The 19605-nt window shown below is 66.6% G+C and carries 19 protein-coding genes; 6 read left to right on the top strand and 13 right to left on the bottom strand.

Features of this window, described 5'->3' with window-relative positions; all coding sequences use genetic code 11:
• Positions 1-61: 61 nt before the first annotated feature.
• On the bottom strand, positions 62-1441 hold the full coding sequence (locus F3J15_RS01475) for a hypothetical protein (protein WP_166886847.1): 1380 nt from the start codon (positions 1439-1441) through the stop codon (positions 62-64).
• A gap of 794 nt (positions 1442-2235) precedes the next feature.
• On the opposite strand from F3J15_RS01475, the gene F3J15_RS01470 reads away from it, so the two are divergent.
• The 4 genes from F3J15_RS01470 (at position 2236) to F3J15_RS01455 (ending at position 5332) form a co-directional block, all read left to right on the top strand.
• The gene (locus F3J15_RS01470; protein WP_060196924.1) at positions 2236-2430 is read left to right on the top strand and encodes a type II toxin-antitoxin system VapB family antitoxin; all 195 of its coding nucleotides are present in this window, start codon (positions 2236-2238) and stop codon (positions 2428-2430) included.
• Positions 2427-2831 (top strand): PIN domain nuclease, encoded by a 405-nt coding sequence (locus tag F3J15_RS01465; RefSeq protein WP_166886844.1) that lies wholly within the window; start codon positions 2427-2429, stop codon positions 2829-2831. The genes F3J15_RS01470 and F3J15_RS01465 overlap by 4 nt, the downstream gene beginning before the upstream one ends.
• Positions 2832-3104: 273 nt before the next feature.
• On the top strand, positions 3105-3824 hold the full coding sequence (locus F3J15_RS01460; protein ID WP_039353478.1) for a response regulator transcription factor: 720 nt from the start codon (positions 3105-3107) through the stop codon (positions 3822-3824).
• Complete coding sequence (locus F3J15_RS01455) at positions 3824-5332, top strand: HAMP domain-containing sensor histidine kinase (RefSeq protein WP_166886841.1); 1509 nt, start codon at positions 3824-3826, stop codon at positions 5330-5332. The genes F3J15_RS01460 and F3J15_RS01455 overlap by 1 nt, the downstream gene beginning before the upstream one ends.
• Before the next feature lie 16 nt (positions 5333-5348).
• Here F3J15_RS01455 and F3J15_RS01450 read toward each other — a convergent pair whose 3' ends face one another.
• The 3 genes from F3J15_RS01450 to F3J15_RS01440 all read right to left on the bottom strand — a co-directional run bounded on the left by F3J15_RS01450 (position 5349) and on the right by F3J15_RS01440 (position 7633).
• Positions 5349-6455, bottom strand: coding sequence for an AraC family transcriptional regulator (locus F3J15_RS01450; protein ID WP_166886837.1), 1107 nt, complete (start codon positions 6453-6455; stop codon positions 5349-5351).
• A gap of 195 nt (positions 6456-6650) precedes the next feature.
• Positions 6651-7343, bottom strand: coding sequence for an SGNH/GDSL hydrolase family protein (locus tag F3J15_RS01445; protein ID WP_240158613.1), 693 nt, complete (start codon positions 7341-7343; stop codon positions 6651-6653).
• 110 nt (positions 7344-7453) lie between these two features.
• Positions 7454-7633: a hypothetical protein gene (locus F3J15_RS01440; protein ID WP_166886834.1), complete on the bottom strand. Its 180-nt coding sequence runs from the start codon at positions 7631-7633 to the stop codon at positions 7454-7456.
• A gap of 320 nt (positions 7634-7953) precedes the next feature.
• Here F3J15_RS01440 and F3J15_RS01435 point away from each other — a divergent pair, with 320 nt between their 5' ends.
• Positions 7954-9588 carry an AMP-binding protein gene (locus F3J15_RS01435; protein WP_166886829.1) on the top strand — a complete coding sequence of 545 codons (1635 nt, stop codon included), beginning with the start codon at positions 7954-7956 and terminating at the stop codon, positions 9586-9588.
• On the top strand, positions 9588-10748 hold the full coding sequence (locus F3J15_RS01430) for an AraC family transcriptional regulator (RefSeq protein ID WP_166886826.1): 1161 nt from the start codon (positions 9588-9590) through the stop codon (positions 10746-10748). The genes F3J15_RS01435 and F3J15_RS01430 overlap by 1 nt, the downstream gene beginning before the upstream one ends.
• An 87-nt stretch (positions 10749-10835) precedes the next feature.
• Here the strand turns inward: F3J15_RS01430 and F3J15_RS01425 are convergent, their stop codons facing one another.
• The 9 genes from F3J15_RS01425 to F3J15_RS01385 all read right to left on the bottom strand — a co-directional run bounded on the left by F3J15_RS01425 (position 10836) and on the right by F3J15_RS01385 (position 19601).
• Positions 10836-11477: a PqiC family protein gene (locus F3J15_RS01425; RefSeq protein WP_166886823.1), complete on the bottom strand. Its 642-nt coding sequence runs from the start codon at positions 11475-11477 to the stop codon at positions 10836-10838.
• Complete coding sequence (locus F3J15_RS01420; RefSeq protein ID WP_166886819.1) at positions 11474-13144, bottom strand: MlaD family protein; 1671 nt, start codon at positions 13142-13144, stop codon at positions 11474-11476. The genes F3J15_RS01425 and F3J15_RS01420 overlap by 4 nt, the downstream gene beginning before the upstream one ends.
• Positions 13141-13788, bottom strand: coding sequence for a paraquat-inducible protein A (locus F3J15_RS01415; protein WP_166886816.1), 648 nt, complete (start codon positions 13786-13788; stop codon positions 13141-13143). The genes F3J15_RS01420 and F3J15_RS01415 overlap by 4 nt, the downstream gene beginning before the upstream one ends.
• Positions 13785-14432, bottom strand: a complete 648-nt coding sequence (locus tag F3J15_RS01410) for a paraquat-inducible protein A (protein ID WP_089449281.1) — start codon at positions 14430-14432, stop codon at positions 13785-13787. The genes F3J15_RS01415 and F3J15_RS01410 overlap by 4 nt, the downstream gene beginning before the upstream one ends.
• Positions 14433-14556: 124 nt before the next feature.
• Positions 14557-16131, bottom strand: coding sequence for a Na+/H+ antiporter (locus F3J15_RS01405; RefSeq protein ID WP_166886813.1), 1575 nt, complete (start codon positions 16129-16131; stop codon positions 14557-14559).
• Positions 16132-16269: 138 nt separating this feature from the next.
• Positions 16270-16887, bottom strand: a complete 618-nt coding sequence (locus F3J15_RS01400) for a DUF3331 domain-containing protein (protein WP_166886810.1) — start codon at positions 16885-16887, stop codon at positions 16270-16272.
• 17 nt (positions 16888-16904) lie between these two features.
• Complete coding sequence (locus tag F3J15_RS01395; RefSeq protein ID WP_166886807.1) at positions 16905-17135, bottom strand: hypothetical protein; 231 nt, start codon at positions 17133-17135, stop codon at positions 16905-16907.
• Between the two features lie 26 nt (positions 17136-17161).
• A complete protein-coding gene (locus F3J15_RS01390; protein WP_069250154.1) occupies positions 17162-17851 on the bottom strand; it encodes a response regulator in 690 nt (229 codons plus the stop codon).
• A gap of 307 nt (positions 17852-18158) precedes the next feature.
• Entirely contained in the window at positions 18159-19601 is a 1443-nt protein-coding gene (locus F3J15_RS01385; RefSeq protein WP_166886804.1) for an efflux transporter outer membrane subunit, read from the bottom strand.
• Positions 19602-19605: the final 4 nt, after the last annotated feature.

Genomic DNA, 19605 nt, shown 5'->3' with positions numbered 1-19605 from the left:
ACGGCTCGTCGGGCATGACGCACCGAACGGTACCGTGCAGATGCACGATCCGCGAACGCCGTTACTTCGGGAGCCAGCCTTTCAGGCCTTCTCTAAACATGTTCAAGCAATCGGCGCGGGTTTCGCCGGTCTCGATGAAGCTGTAGTCGCTCAACGCTATCCAGATCACGCGTGCGTCCATGCCTTCGCCGTCGAACGCCAACAGTTGATTTTCCTTCACCGTCGGCGTCCAGATCCATGGCTTCATATCGCACTCCGGCGCCGCCAGCAGCGTGCCGTCGGGGCTGTAGAAATGGGGGCGCCCGTCCGCGGTAATCGCCAGCAACTGGCGCCCGTGCAGGAGCTTCGGCGGCTGCTGGTAAGCGTGATGGACGTGTGCGTATTCGCAGGGGATGACCAGTCGTCCGCTCTCGTGCACGACACCCTGCAGGATGCCCGGATTGTCCGGCGAATGCTCGCCGGGCCGACACCACTCGACCACTGCGAGGCGGAGCTTCCGGTGGAACGCGAACACGTTCTTGTAACGCGTGTCGAACAGCGGTTCGCCGGTCGCCGCATCGACAGCGGACACCGTATCGTCCGCATGGAAGAGGCGCACTCGACCGTCGTCGTGGAGCGTCCCGCCGGTCAGGTCGTCGAACAGCGACTCGCCACCGGGCCAACGCAGCAGATCGACGATTCCGCTCGTGCCTTCCGGCAGCGGCGCACGTCGCCCCAGTGCCAGCGTTCGCGTGAGGGGAGACACATTGACGTAGCCGGCGGAAACCGGCACGACCCACCGGCCATTCAGATCCTTGAGGCCGCCCGGCGCGCCGGCATGCCAGTCACCGTGTTGCCTGATGACGATATAGCCTGCCTCGATGTCGATCCATTCCGCTCCTTCGTCGGGGTGCACCAGCCAGCGCCCATATGGCGTGACGAGCCCGGCCGGGGCGCGTGGCCGATCGGCGTCGGCCGAAGGCGATGCGCCGGCAGCACGATCGATTCGCCGCACATAGTACGCCTGCACTTCCTCGATCCATGGTTGCCAGTCCTTTGCCGGCTCGTAGCTTTCCCGCAGATCATCCGGCCATTCCGCATGCGGCTGCGCCTCGATCGCGTAGATGCGCTCGATCACGTTCGGATTCCACCATCCCCATTGCCCCGTTGCGTCGCTCAGCAACGGTAGAAGAACGGGCGGCAGGTCGCCCGAGCCCGGCTCGGGTGCCGGGCCCCATTCGGCGCAGCGTTGTCGCGTCTGCTGCAGGAACGCGTTCATGTCGGGCGTGCCGATGGCCGCATCGCAAAACTGGCAGCAATCGAGGATCAGCCATTCGCGCGACGTCGTGGAGACGGTCGTGTGCATGTGTGCCCATTGCGCCTGAGCATCGGCCGGCAACTGCGGCAGCCGGGGCTGCATGTGCCGATCCAGCGCATGCCAGCGCTCGCGCACCTCGGCCATCGGCGCCATCAGGCAGGCGGGCGACTCGACATCGCTATATATCGCGCACGGTGCGATCTGTGGCAGATGCGCCGCATCGCCGATCAGGTAGAGGAACAGTTGCGGAATCTGTTCGAACCATTCGGCCCAGCCGTCCATCTGGCCGTTGTCGATATCCCACACGCTGTCGGGCGTGGACGGGTGGTCGTGAGCAAACAGGCAAGCATATCGAAGCATTTTCCCGGAATCTCTCTTGTTTATTTGTGTGTGCAACTTCGGTCGTCCACGACGGGCAAGGTCGGATCCGGACGCAGCCGAATGGCGTCACGTCCGGCATGCCGTCGGCCCGTCATGCCTCTACACAGCGACAGGACCGATCATGTGCGCATCAGCCTGGGGCCGATCACGATCATCCACTCTCCCACGCAGCCGAGGAATATACCCGTGATGCCGGCGCCGAGCCATTCATGGCGTGCATGGTGTCAGTCGTCGGTCAGTTGCCGGCGGGCGCGGGTGTCGTGGTGGAGAGGGTTCTTTCAAGGAAGGAGGAACGCGCGGACATCGTCGTTCCTTCAATCCGCACGCGGAGGGCGAAACGGATCGGGTAACCGGAGAGACCGCTGACGTACCAGTATCAACGTGAATTGAGGGACTTCCACGTTTCGGGTGCGAGCCACTTGAAAAATGGATGACGTTCAGCATGGAATACTGTCCATGGCGCTGTTTGACCTTGCCACCCAGTGGTTGTGGTTGGCGAGACGCTTTGGGTCGTGATGTGTATAATTTAGAAATTCATACACATCGAGAGGTATGCCATGCGTACCAACATTGAAATCGACGACAAGCTGATGGCCGAGGCGCTTGCCGCAACCGGTATCAAAACCAAGCGCGAAGCGGTCGAGCTCGGTCTGAAGACGATCATCAGGCTCAAGCAGCAAGAGCAGATTCGCCAGTTCCGTGGAAAACTCCACTGGGAAGGTGATCTCGACGCCATGAGGAAGGATCGATGACGCTCGTGGATTCGAGCGTCTGGATCGACTATTTCCGCGGCAAGGTTGCGCCGGAAACCGACAAGCTCGACGCTTTGCTCGGCCACGAGGCGCTGTTGTCCGGCGACCTGATCGTCGCGGAGGTGTTGCAGGGCTTCTCGGCTGAATCCGAATTCAATGTCGCCCGCCAGTTGATGACGGGGCGCATGAATGTCGTGTCGCTGGTCGGAACCGACAACGCTGTCCAAGCCGCGCGAAATTATCGTGAGTTGAGCGCGCGAGGCGTGACGATCCGCAAGACCATCGACACGCTGATCGCGACTTACTGTATTGAGAACGGGGTCTCGTTGCTGTATAGCGATCGCGACTTCGATCCATTCGTTCAACATCTGGGTCTTCGATCAGCCCTTCTGGATGATTGAGCGAAGCCAGGCTAGCCTCATCGACCTTCGACCTGAGCGTTTTCCGGGCGACAGGAAATCCAGTTCAAGGGCCGGAGCGCGAAACCTTGCGGGCATCGGCACCGGGCGCAAGCACGATCCAAATCTAAACGATTTGTGATCCCTTCCCGCCGCAAAATTTTGCACAATGGCGGCAGCGCGGCCGTTGCCGCCATTCGCCCCCGCGCATCCGGCCAGCCGGACCGGGGCCGGCCCGAACCGATACCTGGCACCGCCGTGCCGCCGCCTGCCGCCATGGACCAACCGAAACGCATCCTGATCGTCGAGGACGATGCCGATATCGCCGACGTACTGAGCCTGCACCTGCGCGACGAGCGCTACGAGGTCGTGCACAGCGCGGACGGCGCCGAAGGGCTGCGCCTGCTCGAACAGGGCGGCTGGGATGCGCTGATCCTCGACCTGATGCTGCCGGGCGTCGACGGCCTCGAAATCTGCCGGCGCGCGCGCGCGATGACGCGCTACACGCCGATCATCATCACCAGCGCGCGCTCGAGCGAGGTGCACCGGATCCTCGGCCTCGAGCTCGGCGCCGACGACTATCTGGCCAAGCCGTTCTCCGTGCTCGAACTCGTCGCGCGCGTGAAGGCGCTGCTGCGGCGGGTCGACGCGCTCGCGCGCGATTCGCGGATCGACGCGGGCACGCTCGACGTCGCGGGGCTGGCGATCGACCCGATCGCGCGCGAGGCGAGCGTGGACGGCGCGCGCATCGACCTCACGCCGCGCGAATTCGACCTGCTGTATTTCTTCGCGCGGCACCCGGGCAAGGTGTTCTCGCGGATGGACCTGCTCAATGCCGTGTGGGGCTACCAGCACGAAGGCTACGAGCACACGGTCAACACCCACATCAACCGGCTGCGCGCGAAGATCGAGGCCGATCCGGCCGAACCCGTGCGGATCCTCACCGTGTGGGGCCGCGGCTACAAGCTTGCCGCACCCGGCCAGCGGGACGCATGATGAAGCTCACCCTTACCCAGCGGCTGTCGCTCGTGTTCTCGGTGCTGCTGCTTGCGTGCTCGGGCGCGTCCGCGTGGCTGCAGATCCGCGCGAACGACATGCGCGAGCAGGAAGTCGTGCAGGGGCTGTCGCGCGACCTGGCCGCCAATATCGTCAACAGCGTGACCCACAGCGCACCGCTGATGGATGCGAACGGGCTGCGCCCGGACGCCGTACGCACGCTGTTCGGCCAGTTGATGGGCGTGAACCCGAGCGTGGAGGTGTACCTGCTCGACAACGCCGGGCGGATCAAGGGCGACGATGCGCCGCCCGGCCACGTGAAGCGCGATCGCGTCGATCTCGCGCCCGTGCAGCGCTTCATCGCGGGCGAGCCGCTGCCGATCCTCGGCGACGACCCGCGCAGCCTGGATGCGCGCAAGGTGTTCAGCGCCGCGCCGCTGCAGCGTGCGGGGCAGCCGCCGTCGGGCTACATCTACGTGGTGCTGCTCGGCGAGGCGCACGATCAGCTGGCCGCGCGCGTCGACGCCGGCAATGTGCTGCGCACGACACTGTGGTCGATGGCGCTGGTCGCGCTGCTCGGCCTGCTCGCGGGCCTTACGGCATTCAGCTTCATCACGCGCCCGCTGCGCCGGCTGACGGACGCGATGCGCCGCTTCGACGCGAACGGTACGCCCGACACGCAGCCGCCGGTGCCGCGCTCGCGGCCGGGCCGGCGCGGCGACGACATCGTCGTGCTCGAATCCGCGTTCGCGCAGATGGCCGACCGGATCGGCGACCAGTGGCGCGCGCTGACGCACCAGGATCAGCAGCGGCGCGAACTGATCACGAACATCTCGCACGACCTGCGCACGCCGCTCACGTCGCTGCACGGCTACCTGGAGACGCTGTCGCTGAAGTCGGACGCGCTCGCCGAGAACGAACGGCGGCGCTACCTGTCGATCGCGCTCGCGCAGAGCGCGAAGGTCGGCCGGCTCGCGCAGGCGCTGTTCGAGCTCGCGCGGCTCGAATCGGGCGGCGTGCAGGCCGAGCGCGAGCCGTTCTCGCTCGTCGATCTCGTGCAGGACGTGTTCCAGAAATTCGAGCTGACGGCGCAGGCGCGCGGCGTCGCGCTGCATGCGCGGATTCCGCCGCGGGTGCCGGTCGTGTCGGCCGATCTCGGGATGATCGAGCGCGTGCTGACCAACCTGCTCGACAACGCACTGCGGCACACGCCCGCGCACGGTGAGGTCGAGGTCGCGCTGGAGCCGCGCGGCGACCGCGTGCTCGTGACCGTGGCCGATACCGGTGAAGGGATTCCGGTGGCGCGGCGCGAAGGGCTGTTCCAGCGGCCGCAGCGGCCGATGAGCGGCGGCGCGGTGACGAGCGGGGGGCTCGGGCTGCTGATCGTGCATCGGATGCTGGCGCTCAACGGCAGCAGTATCCGGCTGGTCGACCGGGCCGGGCGCGGGGCGGTGTTCGAGTTCGCGCTGGCGGTGGCCGCGCCCGCGGCCGGCGACGGCACGCGCTGACCGCGGACGGCAGGCGCTACTTGCCGCGCTTGTGCCGCACGTCGCTCGGCGTCGTGCCGGTCCAGCGCTTGAACGCATGACGGAATCCGACCGCGTCGCTGAAGCCGAGCGCCAGTGCGATGTCCTCGGTGCTGAGCGTGGTCGTGCTGAGGTAGTCGATCGCGAGTGCCTTGCGCACGCTCGTCAGCAGTTCGCTGTACGACGTGCCTTCGGCTTCGAGCTTGCGGCGCAGCGTGCGGGAAGTCATGCACAGGCTGTCGGCGATCACGCCGATGTCCGGAAACTGCCCGGGCGTGCGCGTGAGTTCCTGGTACACGCGCCGCGTGACGCCGGCCTGGCTGCGCATTTCATCGAGCAGGCTCGCGCAATGCGACGACACCTGCGCGGCGGTAATCGGATTCGCGAGCTGCGGCGCGCGTGTGAGCCATGCCGCCGGATAGCTGAGCACATGATGCGGCTGGTCGAACGCGATCGGGCATTCGAGCGCGTCGGCCAGCGATGCCGCGTGTGACGGCTCCGGCTGCGCGAACTGCGCGCGCGCCGGCACGCACCACGCACCCATCACGTCCTTGATGATCGTCACGTGCAGCGCGAACTGCATGTCGATCAGGAAACGGTACAGCGGCTCGTCGAGGCAGGGCAGCGGCAGGGTTTCCCGATCGGGAAACAGCCATGACACCGTGTCGTCCTGCACGACCCAGCGGATCTCGAGCATGCGGTTCGCGAGCTGGTGATACTTGACTGCCGAGTCGAACGCGTGGGCCATCGATTCCGAGCACAGCATCGCGTAGCCGTACATCCCGTAGCTCGATGCGTGTAGCCGGCGCCCGACCCGCACGCCGAGGTCCGGATTGCCATATGCGCGGATCGCGTTGCCCGCGGCGGTCAGGAATTGCTGCGACGACGTCATCGTGAACGGATCGGCGACCGCGGTGGGATCGAGATCGGTTCCCGCCAGCATCTCGCCGGCGTCGAGCCCCAGGTCAGACGCGACCTGCAGCAGGACCGCGAGCTTGGCCGGCGAGAAGCACTTCTCGCGCAGCATGACGGGCAGCACGGCGCCGGGCGACCGATCGCCGGAGCGCCGTGAATCCGCCGGTTTCAACAGCGCATCGCGCAGCATGAGCGAATCCTGAGTCTTGAGTCCGGTTCGATACCGGTTCCGGGTACGCGATTCTGCCTCTGAATGCGCCGGGTCGCCACAGGGTTCACCCTGAGTGCGGCCGCCGCCGGCAGTCGTCCCACCACCTGGCGGGGGCCACGCAATCGGGCAACGTGACTGAATCGCCCTCCGGCGATCCGTACTGGCCGATGTCGACTAATTTCCCGCGTGTAAAGGCGCGTTCGTCTCGCCGAGCAACGTCAGAATTTTCTCGGTGACGAGTTCGGCCCATCGACGATATTGATTCGGCCCGGGATGGTACCGATCGATTGCCATCTCGGCGGGATTCGCGGCCCACTCGAGCGACACGTAGCGTCGCGCGGGATGGAGGCCGGCCCAGCGCTGCAAGGCCCGATCGAGTCGAACGGCGTAGCGGCCGAGGTACCACCGCAGCGGATGCGGTGCGGCCGGCAGGATGCGCAACGGCGGCAACCCTGTCACGACGATGCCGGCGGCGCCGGTGTGCAGTCCGAGATGATCCGCGAGCGCGATATAGTCGCGGATGAATTGCCCCGGCTTGCGCTGTGACGTGACGTCGTTCGTGCCGAGCGACGTGACGAGATAATCGGCCGGCCCGATCTTGCTGCCCGTCAACAGCTTCAACGCCTCATCCGTATTGACGCCGGACTTCGCGATCAGTTGCCATTCGACCCGCCGGCCCGTGGCGCGTGCCAGGAGCCGTGCGACCGGCTGCGCCAGTGCATGCTCCTGCTCGTCCACGCCCACGCCTGCCGCCGACGAATCGCCGACCACCAGAATGCGCAAGGGCGCCGTCGAGCCATCATCCGCGCCCTCGGCCCCCTCGCGTGGACCGTTGGCCTCGGGCAGGCGCAGCGCGGTTCGGCGCAACCAGCTCGCCTGAAGCAGCAGGATCGGACCAAGCGCGTATTTATATAGCGTCAACATAGAGCAATAAGATCGAGGTGATGCGCTTTCCGCAGTGAAGAAGCGCGACGAGGCTACGCGACTTCGTTCAGAAAGGCCAGCGTGGCCGCAATGCCGGTCTCGTCGCGCAAGATCGTCCGGTGGCCCGGTTTCCATGTCGAGAGAAGTCTTGCGTCGATGTGGTTCGAATGGCGTTCCTGCGCCTGTCGGAACGGCACCTCGTCGTCGTCCTCGTCCTCGTCATGAATCGACAATACCGGCCGATCGAAGCCACGGATCAGTCGCGCCGGCGCTATCTGGTCCCAACGCCACGCATTCCGGTGTCGCCGTTCGAGCCGTACGCGCTTTGCATCGAAAACCCATCGCCAGGTTGTGTCACGAACGAAGTGATCGCGATACGCGGCAGGGCGTTGCGCCCTGCGCGGCAAGCGCGCGAGCGCCCCGCATGTCCGTTTCGATCATCTTTGCGGCCGCGCCGATCATTTGCAAAGTACGGCAGCCGGGCGATAGTCAGCGCTCGACTGGCTGCCTTCGCCCGCCCGGGCGACGTGTGCGGCCGCACAAGGATACCTATATGAGCAAGAGACACTGGCTCGGGTCGTATGGCCCGATTCCCGCCGAGATCGATCCCGATCGCCATCCTTCCGTAAGCGCGCTGCTGGACGACGCGATGCGCCGATTCGCCGATCGCCCGGCGTTCCACTCGTATGGCCGCACGCTGACCTATGCCGACGTCGACCGCCTGTCGACCGCGCTGGCCGCCTATCTGCAGCAGGTCGTGGGCGTCCGCAAGGGCGATCGCGTCGCCGTGATGCTGCCCAACGTGCTTGCGTTTCCGGTCGCGTTCGTCGCGGTCGCGAAGATCGGCGCGATCCAGGTCAACGTGAACCCGCTCTACACGGCGCGCGAGCTCGAGCATCAGCTCAACGACGCGGGCGTCGAGGTCGCCGTGGTGTGCGGCGGGTCGATGGGCACGTTCGCCGAGGTGGTCGGCGGCACGCGCGTGCGCACCGTGCTGAGCGTCGGGCGCGGCGATCTCGGTGTCGTCGATGCGCCGGCCGGTACATGCGACGCGCTGCCGTCCGGGTCGATCCCGCTCGCGGACGCCATTGCCGCCGGCGAATCGCTCGCGTTCGAACCGGTTGCGCTCGGCGGCGCGGATCTGCTGCTGCTGCAGTACACGGGCGGCACGACCGGCCTGTCGAAGGGCGCGGCGCTGTCGCACCGCAACCTCGTCGCGAACATCGAGCAGTTCGGGGCGATCGTGCCGGCCGCGCGCGAGCCGGGCGAGGAGGTCGTCGTCACGGCGATCCCGATGTATCACATCTTCGCGCTGACGGTGAACTTCCTGTCCTACTTCGCGATCGGCGCGCAGAACTGGCTGATCGCGAACCCGCGCGACATGGACGGCTTCATCGACGTGCTGAAGGCCGCGCGGCCGACGGTGTTCGTCGGCGTGAACACGCTGTACGCGGGGCTCGCCGGCCATCCGCGCCTGACGGAAGTCGACTGGTCGCGGCTGAAGCTGTCGGCCGGCGGCGGCGCGGCCGTGATCGACGTGATCTCGTCGCGCTGGAAGGCGGTGACGGGCAACTTCATCCGCGAGGGCTACGGGCTGTCGGAAACGTCGCCGGTCGTGTCGTTCAACCCGCAGTCGATCGATTCGTTCACGGGCACCACGGGCCTGCCGCTGCCGTCGACCGACGTGAAGCTGCTCGACGACCAGGACAACGAGGTGGCGATCGGCGGCGCGGGCGAGATCTGCGTGAAGGGGCCGCAGGTGATGGGGGGCTACTGGCAGAAACCGGACGCGAATGCGGCCGCGTTCACGGCCGACGGCTATTTCCGCACCGGCGACGTCGGCGTGTTCGACGAAGCCGGTTTCCTGCGGATCGTCGACCGCAAGAAGGACATGATCATCGTGTCGGGCTTCAACGTGTACCCGAACGAGGTGGAAGCCGTCGCGACCGCCGTGCCGGGCGTGGCCGAGTGCGCGTGCATCGGCGTGCCCGATGTGCGCACGGGGGAGGCGGTCAAGCTGTTCGTGGTGCTGGCGCAGGACGCCTACGTCACGGAGGCGCAACTCGTCACGCATTGCCGCGAGAGCCTCGCGGCCTACAAGGTGCCGAAGCTGATTCGCTTCGTCGACCGGCTGCCGAAGTCGACCGTCGGCAAGATCCTGCGCCGGGAACTCAGCCGCACCGACTGATGGCGTCGGCGCGCCGCGCAGCGCCCGGCGCGCCGACGGCCTGGAAGGCTCCGCGCGGGCCGCTCAAGTACAATGCGAGCGGTTCGATCGACGGGGACGCGATGACCGGTTCAGATTCACTTTCCGCCCAGCCCGGGCCCGCACCCGGGCGTGCGCTGCCGTCGCCGAGCGCGACGGTGCCGATCTCGCTCGTCAACGGCTTCCTCGCGAGCGCGGGCGTGCAGCGCGACGTGGTCGAGCGCTACCTGGGTGGGGCCGGCATCCCGATCGAGCTGCTCGGCGAACCGCATGCGCGCGTGACGGAGGAGCAGTTCTCGACGCTGTACCGCACGCTCGCGATCGAACTCGACGACGAGATGCCCGGCATCTTCTCGCGCCCGCTGCGCGGCGGCACGCTGAAGTACCTGTGCCTGAGCCTGCTCGATGCGCGCAACCTCGAAACGGCGCTGCATCGTTTCGGGCAATTCTTCCATATCCTGCTCGACGATTTCTTCGTCGAATCGAAGCGCGACGGTCTCGTCGCGCAGGTGGTGCTGCGCCCGAACGACGCCATCGGCCCGATCGGCGCGCTTGGCCAGGAACTGATGCTCAAGCTCGTGCACGGCGTGTGCTCCTGGCTGATCGGGCAGAAGATCCCGCTGCTGCAGATCGAGTTCGCGTGCCCGCGGCCGCGCCACGCGGTCGAGCACCTGTACTTCTTCACCGGCGCCGTGCAGTTCGACTGCGAGCGCACGCTGATGCGCTTCAGCGCGGACTACCTCGACGCGCCGATCCGGCAGAGCAAGCGCAACCTGCGCAAGTTCCTCGCGCGCGCACCGGGCGACTGGATCTTCGAATCGTTCAGCGAACAGCTCGTGTGCCATCGCGTGCGGCAGTACCTGTCGGCAGCGTTGCCCGACCTGCCGGTGATCGACCAGGCGGCCGAGCACCTGCATTGTTCGGTGCGCACGCTGAGCCGCCACCTGGCCGCCGAAGGCACGACGTTCCAGGTGCTCAAGGACGAACTGCGGCGCGACATCGCGATCCAGCGGCTGACCGATACGCCCGACACGATCGCGGCGATCGGCGCCGACATCGGCTTCGACGATCCGAGCGCGTTCCATCGCGCGTTCCGCCACTGGACCGGGAGTACGCCGGGTACTTACCGGCGGCGCGAGTAACGGGGCGCGTCGAGCTTCAAGGTAGCCGGTTCCCATAACCGGATACCTTCGCGCGCTCCCATGGACGGCTCCCCTGGGCGGGACGGTTTACGAATCGGCGGGACAGGCAGGACGCCCGTTGCCGAAGCTGCGCACCGTGCTCGCGATCCGCGTGGCGAACTGCTCGATCATGCGCTGTTGCACACGCACCATGTCCGCGTAGCCTCCGGGTGCCGCTTCGCTGAGCCGCGTGCTGCACGAAATGCGCTCGCCCGGCGCGTCCTGCTGTACGCCGACGACCCAATCCGCTTCGAACCGGGCCATGCTCCCGGGCCACGCATCGAAGCGGCGCACCTGCGTGCGGATGCTCATGACGGTCTGGTTCGACGGACGCGGCAGGCCGGTGACGTTGCGCGCGCCCAGTTGCTCGACGAGCGCCGACGAAAGCGCCGCGCGCAGCTCGTCGCCGAGCGGCGCGACCCAGCGTTCGTTGTCGAGTATCAGCGCGGTGCCCGTCCCGCTGCGCACGACCATCTGCTGCTGGTCGAGCTGGGCGGGGATGCCGACCGGCAGCACGTTGATCGCCAGTGGCGCGGCGGCGCGCGCGGTTGTCGCTGGCGCCGTCGCGGACGCGGACGGGCCCGGCGACACCAGCGTGTAGTAATGCACCGGGTTCGACGCGCAGGCGGTCAGCGCGATGACGGCGCCGGCGCCCAGGGCGATCGTCCTGGCGCGAATCGGGAAGCTCATGGTTGTCGTGGCTCCTGCTGGACAGGCGAGGTGGAAGGGGCGACAGGCGCGATCGGTGCATGATCGGCGCCGGTGCCCCGGAGCAGCGCGTCGGGACGGCGGCCCAGCATGTCGGTGAGCGTGCGCAACGAGCGCGCGGTACGCTGGACTTCGGTCAGCGTGTTCGCCAGGTTTTCCTGAAGCGGGCCGTCCTCGGCGATGCCCTGGCGCAGCGCGCCGAACGTCTGGTTCGCCTGGTCGAGCGCGCGCGTCGTCGACGGCAGCAACTGGCCGTTGACCTGCCTGAGCGTCGCGTCCAGGTTCGTCAGGCTCGAATCGACATGCTTGCCGATCGAATCCAGCGGCAACTTGTTGATCTTGTCGACGATGTCGGCGACTTGCTCCGGCAGCTTGTCGAACGTGCTCGGCACAGTGGGCAAGGTCAGCGGCGTGGCATTCGCATCGAACGGCACCTTCGGCGCGTTCTTCACGAAATCGAACGAAATGTAGAGCTGCTCCGTCAGCAGGTTGCCGGTACGCGCCTGCGCACGGAGCCCGTGCTCGACCAGGCCCGCGAGAAACTGGGCCGCGCGCGGATTGCCGTTGCCTTCGGTCTTCTGCAGCTTCTCGATGACGGGGCCGAGCCGATACGGATAGACCTTCACCATCACGATCGACTGAAAGCGCCGGGTCGCACGGTCGAAGTCGAGCTGGGTCGATACCACCTTGCCCATGTTGATGCCGGAGAATTCCACCGGCGCCCCGACTGCGAGCCCGCGCAACGGCTGCTCGAAACGGAGTCGAATGAGTTGGGATGGCCCGTCCGGCGCAGCCATCGCGGAAGCTTCGTTGTCGGCGAGCGTAAACAGGTTGCCGGCAGGGGCGGCGGTCGCGCTGCTGTCTTCCGGCGTCGCGAACGCGATGCCGCCACCCACGATCGTCGCGACCGACTGGGTCTTCAGCTTCAGGCCGTTCGCGTCGAGCGACAGATCCATCCCGCTCGCGTTCCAGAAGCGCGTATCGGTCGTCACCAGACGATCGTACGGCGCATCGATGAACACCTGCAGGTTCATGTCGCGGCTCTGCATGTCGAGCTTGTACGACGCGACATGACCGACCATCAGATGGCGGTAGTAGACCGGCGAGCCGATATCGAGCGAGCCGAGATCGGTGGCGCGCAGCGCGTAGCTCGTCCCCGGCGTGCCGTTGATGACGGTGGGCGGCGTCTCGAGCCCGGTGTAGGCCTTCCGCGACTGGTCCGAGCGGCCCGTGTCCATGCCGATATACGCGCCGGAGAACAGCGTATCGATGCCCGATACGCCGCTCATGCCGACGCGCGGCCGCACGACCCAGAAGCGCGTGTCGTCGCGAATGAGGTTGCGCGCATTCTTCACGAACGACACGGTCGCGACGACGTGCGAACTGTCGTCGCTCAGCGAGATGGCGGTCACGGTGCCGATCACGACGTCCTTGTACTTGACGGGCGTCTTGCCGGCTTCGAGGCCTTGCGCGGTGTTGAACGTGATCGTGATTTCCGGTCCGACGGACAACCACGCGTGGATCACCATCGACAGGCCGATCAATGCCGCGACGAGCGGCACGAGCCAGACGAGCGAAAGCCGCAGGCGGTTGCGCGTCACGGGCGGGTCGTGGGGTTCGAGGCCTTGCGGGCCGGATGGAGGATTCATGCTTCTTCGGCGTCCCAAATGAGGCGTGGGTCAAAACTCATCGCGGACAGCATCGTGAGAATGACGACCATGCCGAAAAACAAAATGCCGGCGCGCGGCTCGATCTCGGACAGCGGACCGAACTTCACCAGCGCACAGATGATCGCGACGACCAGCACGTCGAGCATCGACCAGTAGCCGACCAGCTCGACGGCGCGATACAGCACGGCCCGCTCGCGCATGGCCGACACACTGCGCCGGCCCGTCGTGACGAGCAACGCGCCGAGCGCGAGAAACTTCGTGCACGGCACGACGACGCTCGCGATGAAGATCACCGACGCGATGCCGTACGAGCCGGCTTTCCAGAACACCACGACGCCGCTGAGGATCGTCGATTCGCTGTGGCTGCCGAGCAGCGTGGTGCGCATCACCGGCAACAGGTTGGCCGGGAGATAGAAGATCAGGCTGGCGATCAGGAGCGCCCATGCGCGCACGAGGCTGTCCGGGCGACGCGCGTGCAGCGCCGACCCGCACCGCGGGCAGCGTTGCGCGTCGGCGGCATGCGCGTGCGCATCCTGTGCGGAGGAGGCGTGGGTCCGGCAGACGAGGCCGCACGCATGGCATCCGACCATGCCCAGCTGACTGGCGCGCACGGGCAGGCTCACGGGCGGCCTCCGGCGGGTTCCACCGGTACGACCCAGTCCCACAGCTGGCGCGTGTCGTGGCCCGCGATCAGCGGAATCAGCACCATCAGCACGGCCGTGGCCCACAAGCCCGCGCCGGGAATGATCTGCATGATGCTGGACAGCTTGATGATGGCGATCAGGATGCCGAGCAACCCGACCTCGATCATGCTCCACGGTCGCAGCGCGACGAGCAGCCGCATCAGCGGGCCGAACGCGGGTGCGCGATGCCCCGCACGGGCGAAGGCCAGCAACCAGATCAGCGTGGCGATCTGCAGGAACGGCACCACCACGATGGCGAGCGCTGTCGGAATCGCGATCGGCGCGGCGAAGCCCTTGGCCAGCGCGAGCGCGGATTGCCACAGCGTGGCTTCGCTGTGCAGCCCCTGCACGCTGATCCGCATGATCGGGCAGAGGTTGGCGATGGCAAACACCACGCCCGCCGCAAGCGCCAGCGCGAGCCACCGGTCGACATCGAGCCAGCTCGAGCGAAACAGCACGGCGGAGCAGCGCTCGCAACGCGCGACCTCGTGCGGCGCCAGCGCGCGGCGTCGGTAGACGCTGTCGCAATGCTCGCAGGCGATCAGGGCCGGAAACGTGTCCATGGGTTCGTGTTGCTTGCGCATGGGTACTCGATGAATGGCTTCGCAGTGTGCTTGGCGTCGATGGACGCTTTTGTGCGGTTTGATGGAGAAACGATGGAGCCGGGATTCGCTTGAACGCGTTGCGTCTCCATCGATGGCGATCGCCTCACGCCTTGGCGGAAATGGCGCGGAGTTCCTCGAGATCGAGGTCGCGCGTCAGTTCGTGCAGCGTGTGCTCGTCGATGTCGCCGGCGCGGTAGAGGCGCATGAGCTCGGCCCGTCCCGCCGCGATCAATTCCAGCACGGTGTCCGAACGCGCATCGAGGTGGGGCTTGTATTCGTCGGCGTGGCGCGCATAGCGGGCCATGTCCTCGGCCTTGTGCCGGTGAATGTCCAGGAGCATCGGGTGAACGAGTTCGCCTGCCTCGTTGTAGGCCCGTTTTTCCATCAACTCATACTGCACCTTGGCGATCACGGCCTCCGCCTCGCTCATGCTCAGACGAGGCTTGTCGCTTTCCGGCGCCGCGAGCCCGGTCCAGCGGATCACGGCGCCGAGCGACTGCCCCTGCACCAGCACGGTGGCGAGGATGACGGCGATGGCGGTGACGAGGATGAAATCGCGCCCCGGAAAGCTCTCCGGCAGGCTGGCGGCGAGCGCCAGGGTGATCACCCCTCGCATGCCGGCCCAGCTCAATACCGTGGCGTCGGCCAGCCCGAGCGGATGGAAGCGCGTCACGCCCAACTTCCGTAACAGGATGAGCGCGCCGTCCGACACATACACCCAGGCAAACCGTGCGAGGATGACGGACAGCACGACGATCAGCACCGGTACGCCCATCTCCGCCAGCATCGTGTCGAGCCCGTCGCCCCGCTGGATCAACTCGTGCAGCGAGGATCCGATGATCAGGAAGACGAACGCCTCGAGAATGAAGATCGTGACGGTCCAGAAGCCCGTGCCGTACAGGCGCGCCGACGCGCCAAGTACGCGGTGCTGGAACCAGGCGCAGATGAGGCCCGTCGTCACCGTGGCGATCACCCCCGACACATGGAAGCGCTCGGCCAGCAGATAGGAGCCCCACGCACAAAGCGGGCTGGCGGCGATGACCAGGCTGTCTTCGTCGAGATGGCGCATCAGGATCACCCACGCGCCCCCCACGAAAGCGCCGACCAGTACGCCGCCCAGCGCCAGCAGTGCGAAGCTGCCGAGCGCTTCGGCCGGACTGAACAGGCCCGTCACGCCCGCTGCCACCGCGAAGCGGAACAGCACGAGGCCCGTTGCGTCGTTGAACAGGCTCTCGCCTTCCAGCAGGATCAGGAGGCGGCGCGGCAGTTTCACCTGCTGCAGCGCGGCGCGGGCCGACACCGCATCCGGCGGCGCGACCAGCGCGCCCAGGGCCGCGCAGGCCGCCCAGGGCAGGGCGGGCACGAGCCAGTGGGTGATGAGGGCCACCACGACCGTGGTGAAGAGCACCGCACCGATCGCCAACGCCCCGACGCCCAGCATGTGCCGGCGCAAATGGTCGAGCGAGATGCCAAGGGCGCTGTCCATCAGCAACGGGGGCAGGAAAATCACCAGCACCAGTTCCGGATCGATATGCACCTCGGGCAGGCCGGGCAGAAAGGCGATGAAGCCGCCGCCGATGATCAGTGCGACGGCAGGGGGGAGGCCGAGCTTATGCCCGACATAGTGCAAGACAAGGATCGCCAGCAGCAGCGCGATCATCAATTCGAAAATAGCCATGGTGAGGGTTCTGTTGTCAGCGCTTCGGTGGTGCGTTGCCCATGAGCGCTTCAGCCGGACGGAAGGCGCAATGAGCGGCCGGGTTTCCAGGAGCCGGACGGCGTCGGCGCCCGGCTGGGCGTTGGAAGGGCGCCACTGCTATGTCGTGATCAGGGCAAAGTCGATGCAGGCAATGTGAATCGCGAGAATCATCGCGGACGCGTTCGTCGGTCGGCCATGTCGTACGCTCGGCCGAAAAATCTCGTCGCCCGGCGTGATGCGCATCCCGCTCATCGCGCATAGCCCTGGCCGCCTGGCAAATCCCTTCTGCCAGTTTTGATAGCCATAATGTCCGCCCGTTGAATCCCGCCACGAAAGCACCAGCGTGCTGGACGTCGGTTGATCCAGAATATCGATCGTCGCGCTGCACTGCGATCGATCGCCCGAAGTCATTTTTCTGCGTGAATCAAGTGCGCCATCCTTGCGCTGCCGGTTGATGCGCGCGCCGTCGCTGCATGCGTTGAGTGAGTGCATCATGTGGCGCCAGCGTTCCTCCGGTTCGATTGCGCCGATCGGAATCAACGTCGCGCGGCCGATCAGTGAATCGTCGCTGCTTTCCCGTTCGCGAGAATCGCCATCGATTGACGAAGCGACATTGCCCTGATTGCTCATTTCGACCCTCGCTGCGCGCATGCGGTTGATCAGATCTCTGGAAAAGGCGTTGTTCCGATAACGATTCGAAAACAAGGGAATCGCAGCGTGGCCGCCGGCGTGCATTGAACGTCGGCCTGTTGCTATGAACCCGTTCCGCGCGCCAGTCTGACGAGATCGACGATCGTCGCGACCAGCGCGGCCAGCAGTACGGCCGCCAGCAACAGATAGCTCGGCGTCTCCCGGATCACGACCGCGATCGGGTTGTCGGTCGCAGGAGACGAAACGGCCAGGATCAGGCCGTAGGCGACGAACCATCCGGTCGCGATCGTCAGCACGGCAGCGACCGTCAGGAGTCCGACGATCCGCGCCATGTGCCGCCGCGATCCATGGCCCGCATTCACTGGGTGCTGCGCAGCCGGTAGCCGACCCCGCGCATCACCTCCGGCATCCCGGACGCGCCCGCGCATTCGAGCTTCTTGCGCAGCCGGCTGATGTGGCTGTCGACGGTGCGCTCCAGCGCATCGACGTCGGCGAGGCAGGCGTCGATCAGTTCGCTGCGTGTGAACACGCGGTTCGGCGAGCCGGCCAGGTGCGCGAGCAGCCGGAATTCGGTCAGCGTCAGCGAGACGCCGGTTTCTCCGGTGTCGGTACGGACCGTGGTCAGGTAGCTTTGCGTGTCGATTTCAATGTTGCCGACCTTGAGGAAGCGGCCGGACGTGGCCGTTTCGAAACGACGCAGGATCGCGCGGATGCGCGCGACCACCTCGGCCGGATTGAACGGCTTCGTGATGTAGTCGTCCGCGCCGAAGCGCAGCCCCTGCAAGCGATCGATCTCGCGGTCGAGCGCCGTGATGATGACGATCGGCGTGTCGCTGCGGCGGCGCAGTTCGACCAGGACTTCCCAGCCGTCCTTCTTCGGCATCCTGACGTCGAGCAGGATCAGGTCGGGCTTCAGCACGGGCTGCACGTCGAGCACGGCCTGGCCGTGATCGACGCGGTAGGTGCGAAAGCCGTCGTGCGCGAGGTACGCGTCGAGTATGTCGGCGATCTCCGGATCGTCTTCGGCAATGAGTATCAGAGGGTTCATCGGGTTCACTGGAAGTGAGCGTGACCGTTAGGGCCTGTTCACGCTAATAACGGGCTTGCGCTGGCCCCACCAAAGAATTTTTCCAAACAGGGGAACGTGCCTTTCCGCCCGCATTGCGGCGTCGTTCGTCGTTGCAATAGCTACGGCTATTGCGCCTCCTCTCTCCTTGCACTGCGGGCGGAAAGGCACGTTCGCAAGCCCGTTATTAGCGTGAACAGGCCCTAGGCGGTCCGGCGGCGCGGCACGTGCGCCGCCGGACTTCACCGTGCTTTCAGTCGTCGCGAACGGATGGGCGACGGCCCATTGCTCAGTTTTTTGCCACGCTGTTGGCGGGAGGCACGTCGGTGTCGGTCAGCCCGCCACCGAGCGCCTTGTAGAGCGCGACCGCGTTGCCCAGTTCGGCGTTGCGCAGATCCAGCAACGTCTGGCGCGCGGCATACAGCTGTCGCTGCGAGTCGAGCAGTTCCAGCCGATCCTCGATGCCGGCGCGATAGCGCAGGTTCACGAGATCGGTACGGCGCTCGGCGCTCTTGACGACCTTGGTCTGCGCGTCGATCTGGCGGCTGAAGGTCTCGCGCCCGGCGAGGCCGTCGGCCACTTCGCGGAACGCGGTCTGGATCGAGCGTTCGTACTCGACGACCGCGCTGGACTTGCGCACTTCCGCGAGATTCAGCTCGGAACGCAGCCGGCCGCCCTGGAAGATCGGCAGCGTGACCTGCGGCGCGAAGCTCCACACACGCTGACCGCCGTCGAACAGGCTGCCCAGCCCCGGGCTGAGGAAGCCGATCGACGACGTCAGCGACAGGCGCGGGAAGAATGCCGCGCGCGCCGCGCCGATGTCGGCGTTGGCGGCGACGAGATTCTGCTCGGCCTGCTGGATGTCCGGCCGGCGGTACAGCAATTCCGACGGGAGTCCGGCCGGCAGTTGGGTCATCACCGGCTGGCGTTCCAGCGACAGCGGATCGGGCAGGTTCTTCGGCAGGTCGGTGCCGACCAGCAGCCGCAGCGCGTTGCCCGCCTGCTCGACGGCGCGCGAACGCGCCTCGAGATCGGCGCTGGCGCTCGCGACCTGGCCTTCGGCCTGCGCGATGTCGACGCCGCTCGCCTGGTCGGCGAGCTTCAGGCGGCGCGCGAGGTCGAGCGACTGGCGCCAGTCGTTCAGCGTGCGTTCGGACAGCGCGCGCTGCTCTTGCGCGAGACGCTCGGCGAAATACGCGTTGGCCACGGAGCCGACGAGTGCGATCTGCACCGCCCGGCGGCCGTGATCGGTCGCGAGGTAGCGCGCGAACGCCGCATCCGACAGCGACTTCACGCGGCCGAACAGGTCGATCTCGAATGCGCTGAGGCCGATGTTCACGCCGTACTGGTTCTGCGTGTTTTCGAGCAGCGGCGGGTTCGATTGCGAGTCGGCGGCCGTGCGCTGGCGCGTGAAGCTCGCGCCGGCGCCGATCGACGGCAGGCGCGCGGAGCGCTGGATGCCGTACTGCGCTTCGGCAGCCTGGACGTTCAGCGCGGCCAGGCGCAGGTCGCGGTTGTTCTCGAGCGCGAGCTCGATCAGGCGCTGCAGGCGACGGTCGCCGAACATCGAGCGCCAGCCGAGATCGGCCGCGTTCGCGTGCTGGTCGGCCGCGGCAGCGGTCGTATAGGCGGTCGGCACCGGCATCTCGGGCTTGACCAGCTTCGGCGCCATCGAGCACGCCGACAGCGCGAGCGCGGCGGAAACCGCTGCGGAGAGAATGAGTAATCGCATGGCA

The sequence above is a fragment of the Burkholderia sp. Ap-955 genome (assembly GCF_011753045.1).
GTDB classification, from domain to species: Bacteria; Pseudomonadota; Gammaproteobacteria; order Burkholderiales; family Burkholderiaceae; genus Burkholderia; species Burkholderia lata_D.
Note: the sequence above shows the minus strand (reverse complement) of the source record. Positions and strands in the feature narration are given on the sequence as shown.

Bases quoted from the DNA above. Each gene is read 5' to 3' on its own strand.
- F3J15_RS01475 (WP_166886847.1), bottom strand. From the start codon at position 1,441: ATGGCCGAGGTGCGCGAGCGCTGGCATGCGCTGGATCGGCACATGCAG.
- F3J15_RS01470 (WP_060196924.1), top strand. From the start codon at position 2,236: ATGCGTACCAACATTGAAATCGACGACAAGCTGATGGCCGAGGCGCTT.
- F3J15_RS01465 (WP_166886844.1), top strand. From the start codon at position 2,427: ATGACGCTCGTGGATTCGAGCGTCTGGATCGACTATTTCCGCGGCAAG.
- F3J15_RS01460 (WP_039353478.1), top strand. From the start codon at position 3,105: ATGGACCAACCGAAACGCATCCTGATCGTCGAGGACGATGCCGATATC.
- F3J15_RS01455 (WP_166886841.1), top strand. From the start codon at position 3,824: ATGAAGCTCACCCTTACCCAGCGGCTGTCGCTCGTGTTCTCGGTGCTG.
- F3J15_RS01450 (WP_166886837.1), bottom strand. From the start codon at position 6,455: ATGCTGCGCGATGCGCTGTTGAAACCGGCGGATTCACGGCGCTCCGGC.
- F3J15_RS01435 (WP_166886829.1), top strand. From the start codon at position 7,954: ATGAGCAAGAGACACTGGCTCGGGTCGTATGGCCCGATTCCCGCCGAG.
- F3J15_RS01430 (WP_166886826.1), top strand. From the start codon at position 9,588: ATGGCGTCGGCGCGCCGCGCAGCGCCCGGCGCGCCGACGGCCTGGAAG.
- F3J15_RS01425 (WP_166886823.1), bottom strand. From the start codon at position 11,477: ATGAGCTTCCCGATTCGCGCCAGGACGATCGCCCTGGGCGCCGGCGCC.
- F3J15_RS01420 (WP_166886819.1), bottom strand. From the start codon at position 13,144: ATGAATCCTCCATCCGGCCCGCAAGGCCTCGAACCCCACGACCCGCCC.
- F3J15_RS01410 (WP_089449281.1), bottom strand. From the start codon at position 14,432: ATGCGCAAGCAACACGAACCCATGGACACGTTTCCGGCCCTGATCGCC.
- F3J15_RS01405 (WP_166886813.1), bottom strand. From the start codon at position 16,131: ATGGCTATTTTCGAATTGATGATCGCGCTGCTGCTGGCGATCCTTGTC.
- F3J15_RS01400 (WP_166886810.1), bottom strand. From the start codon at position 16,887: ATGCACGCCGGCGGCCACGCTGCGATTCCCTTGTTTTCGAATCGTTAT.
- F3J15_RS01395 (WP_166886807.1), bottom strand. From the start codon at position 17,135: ATGGCGCGGATCGTCGGACTCCTGACGGTCGCTGCCGTGCTGACGATC.
- F3J15_RS01390 (WP_069250154.1), bottom strand. From the start codon at position 17,851: ATGAACCCTCTGATACTCATTGCCGAAGACGATCCGGAGATCGCCGAC.
- F3J15_RS01385 (WP_166886804.1), bottom strand. From the start codon at position 19,601: ATGCGATTACTCATTCTCTCCGCAGCGGTTTCCGCCGCGCTCGCGCTG.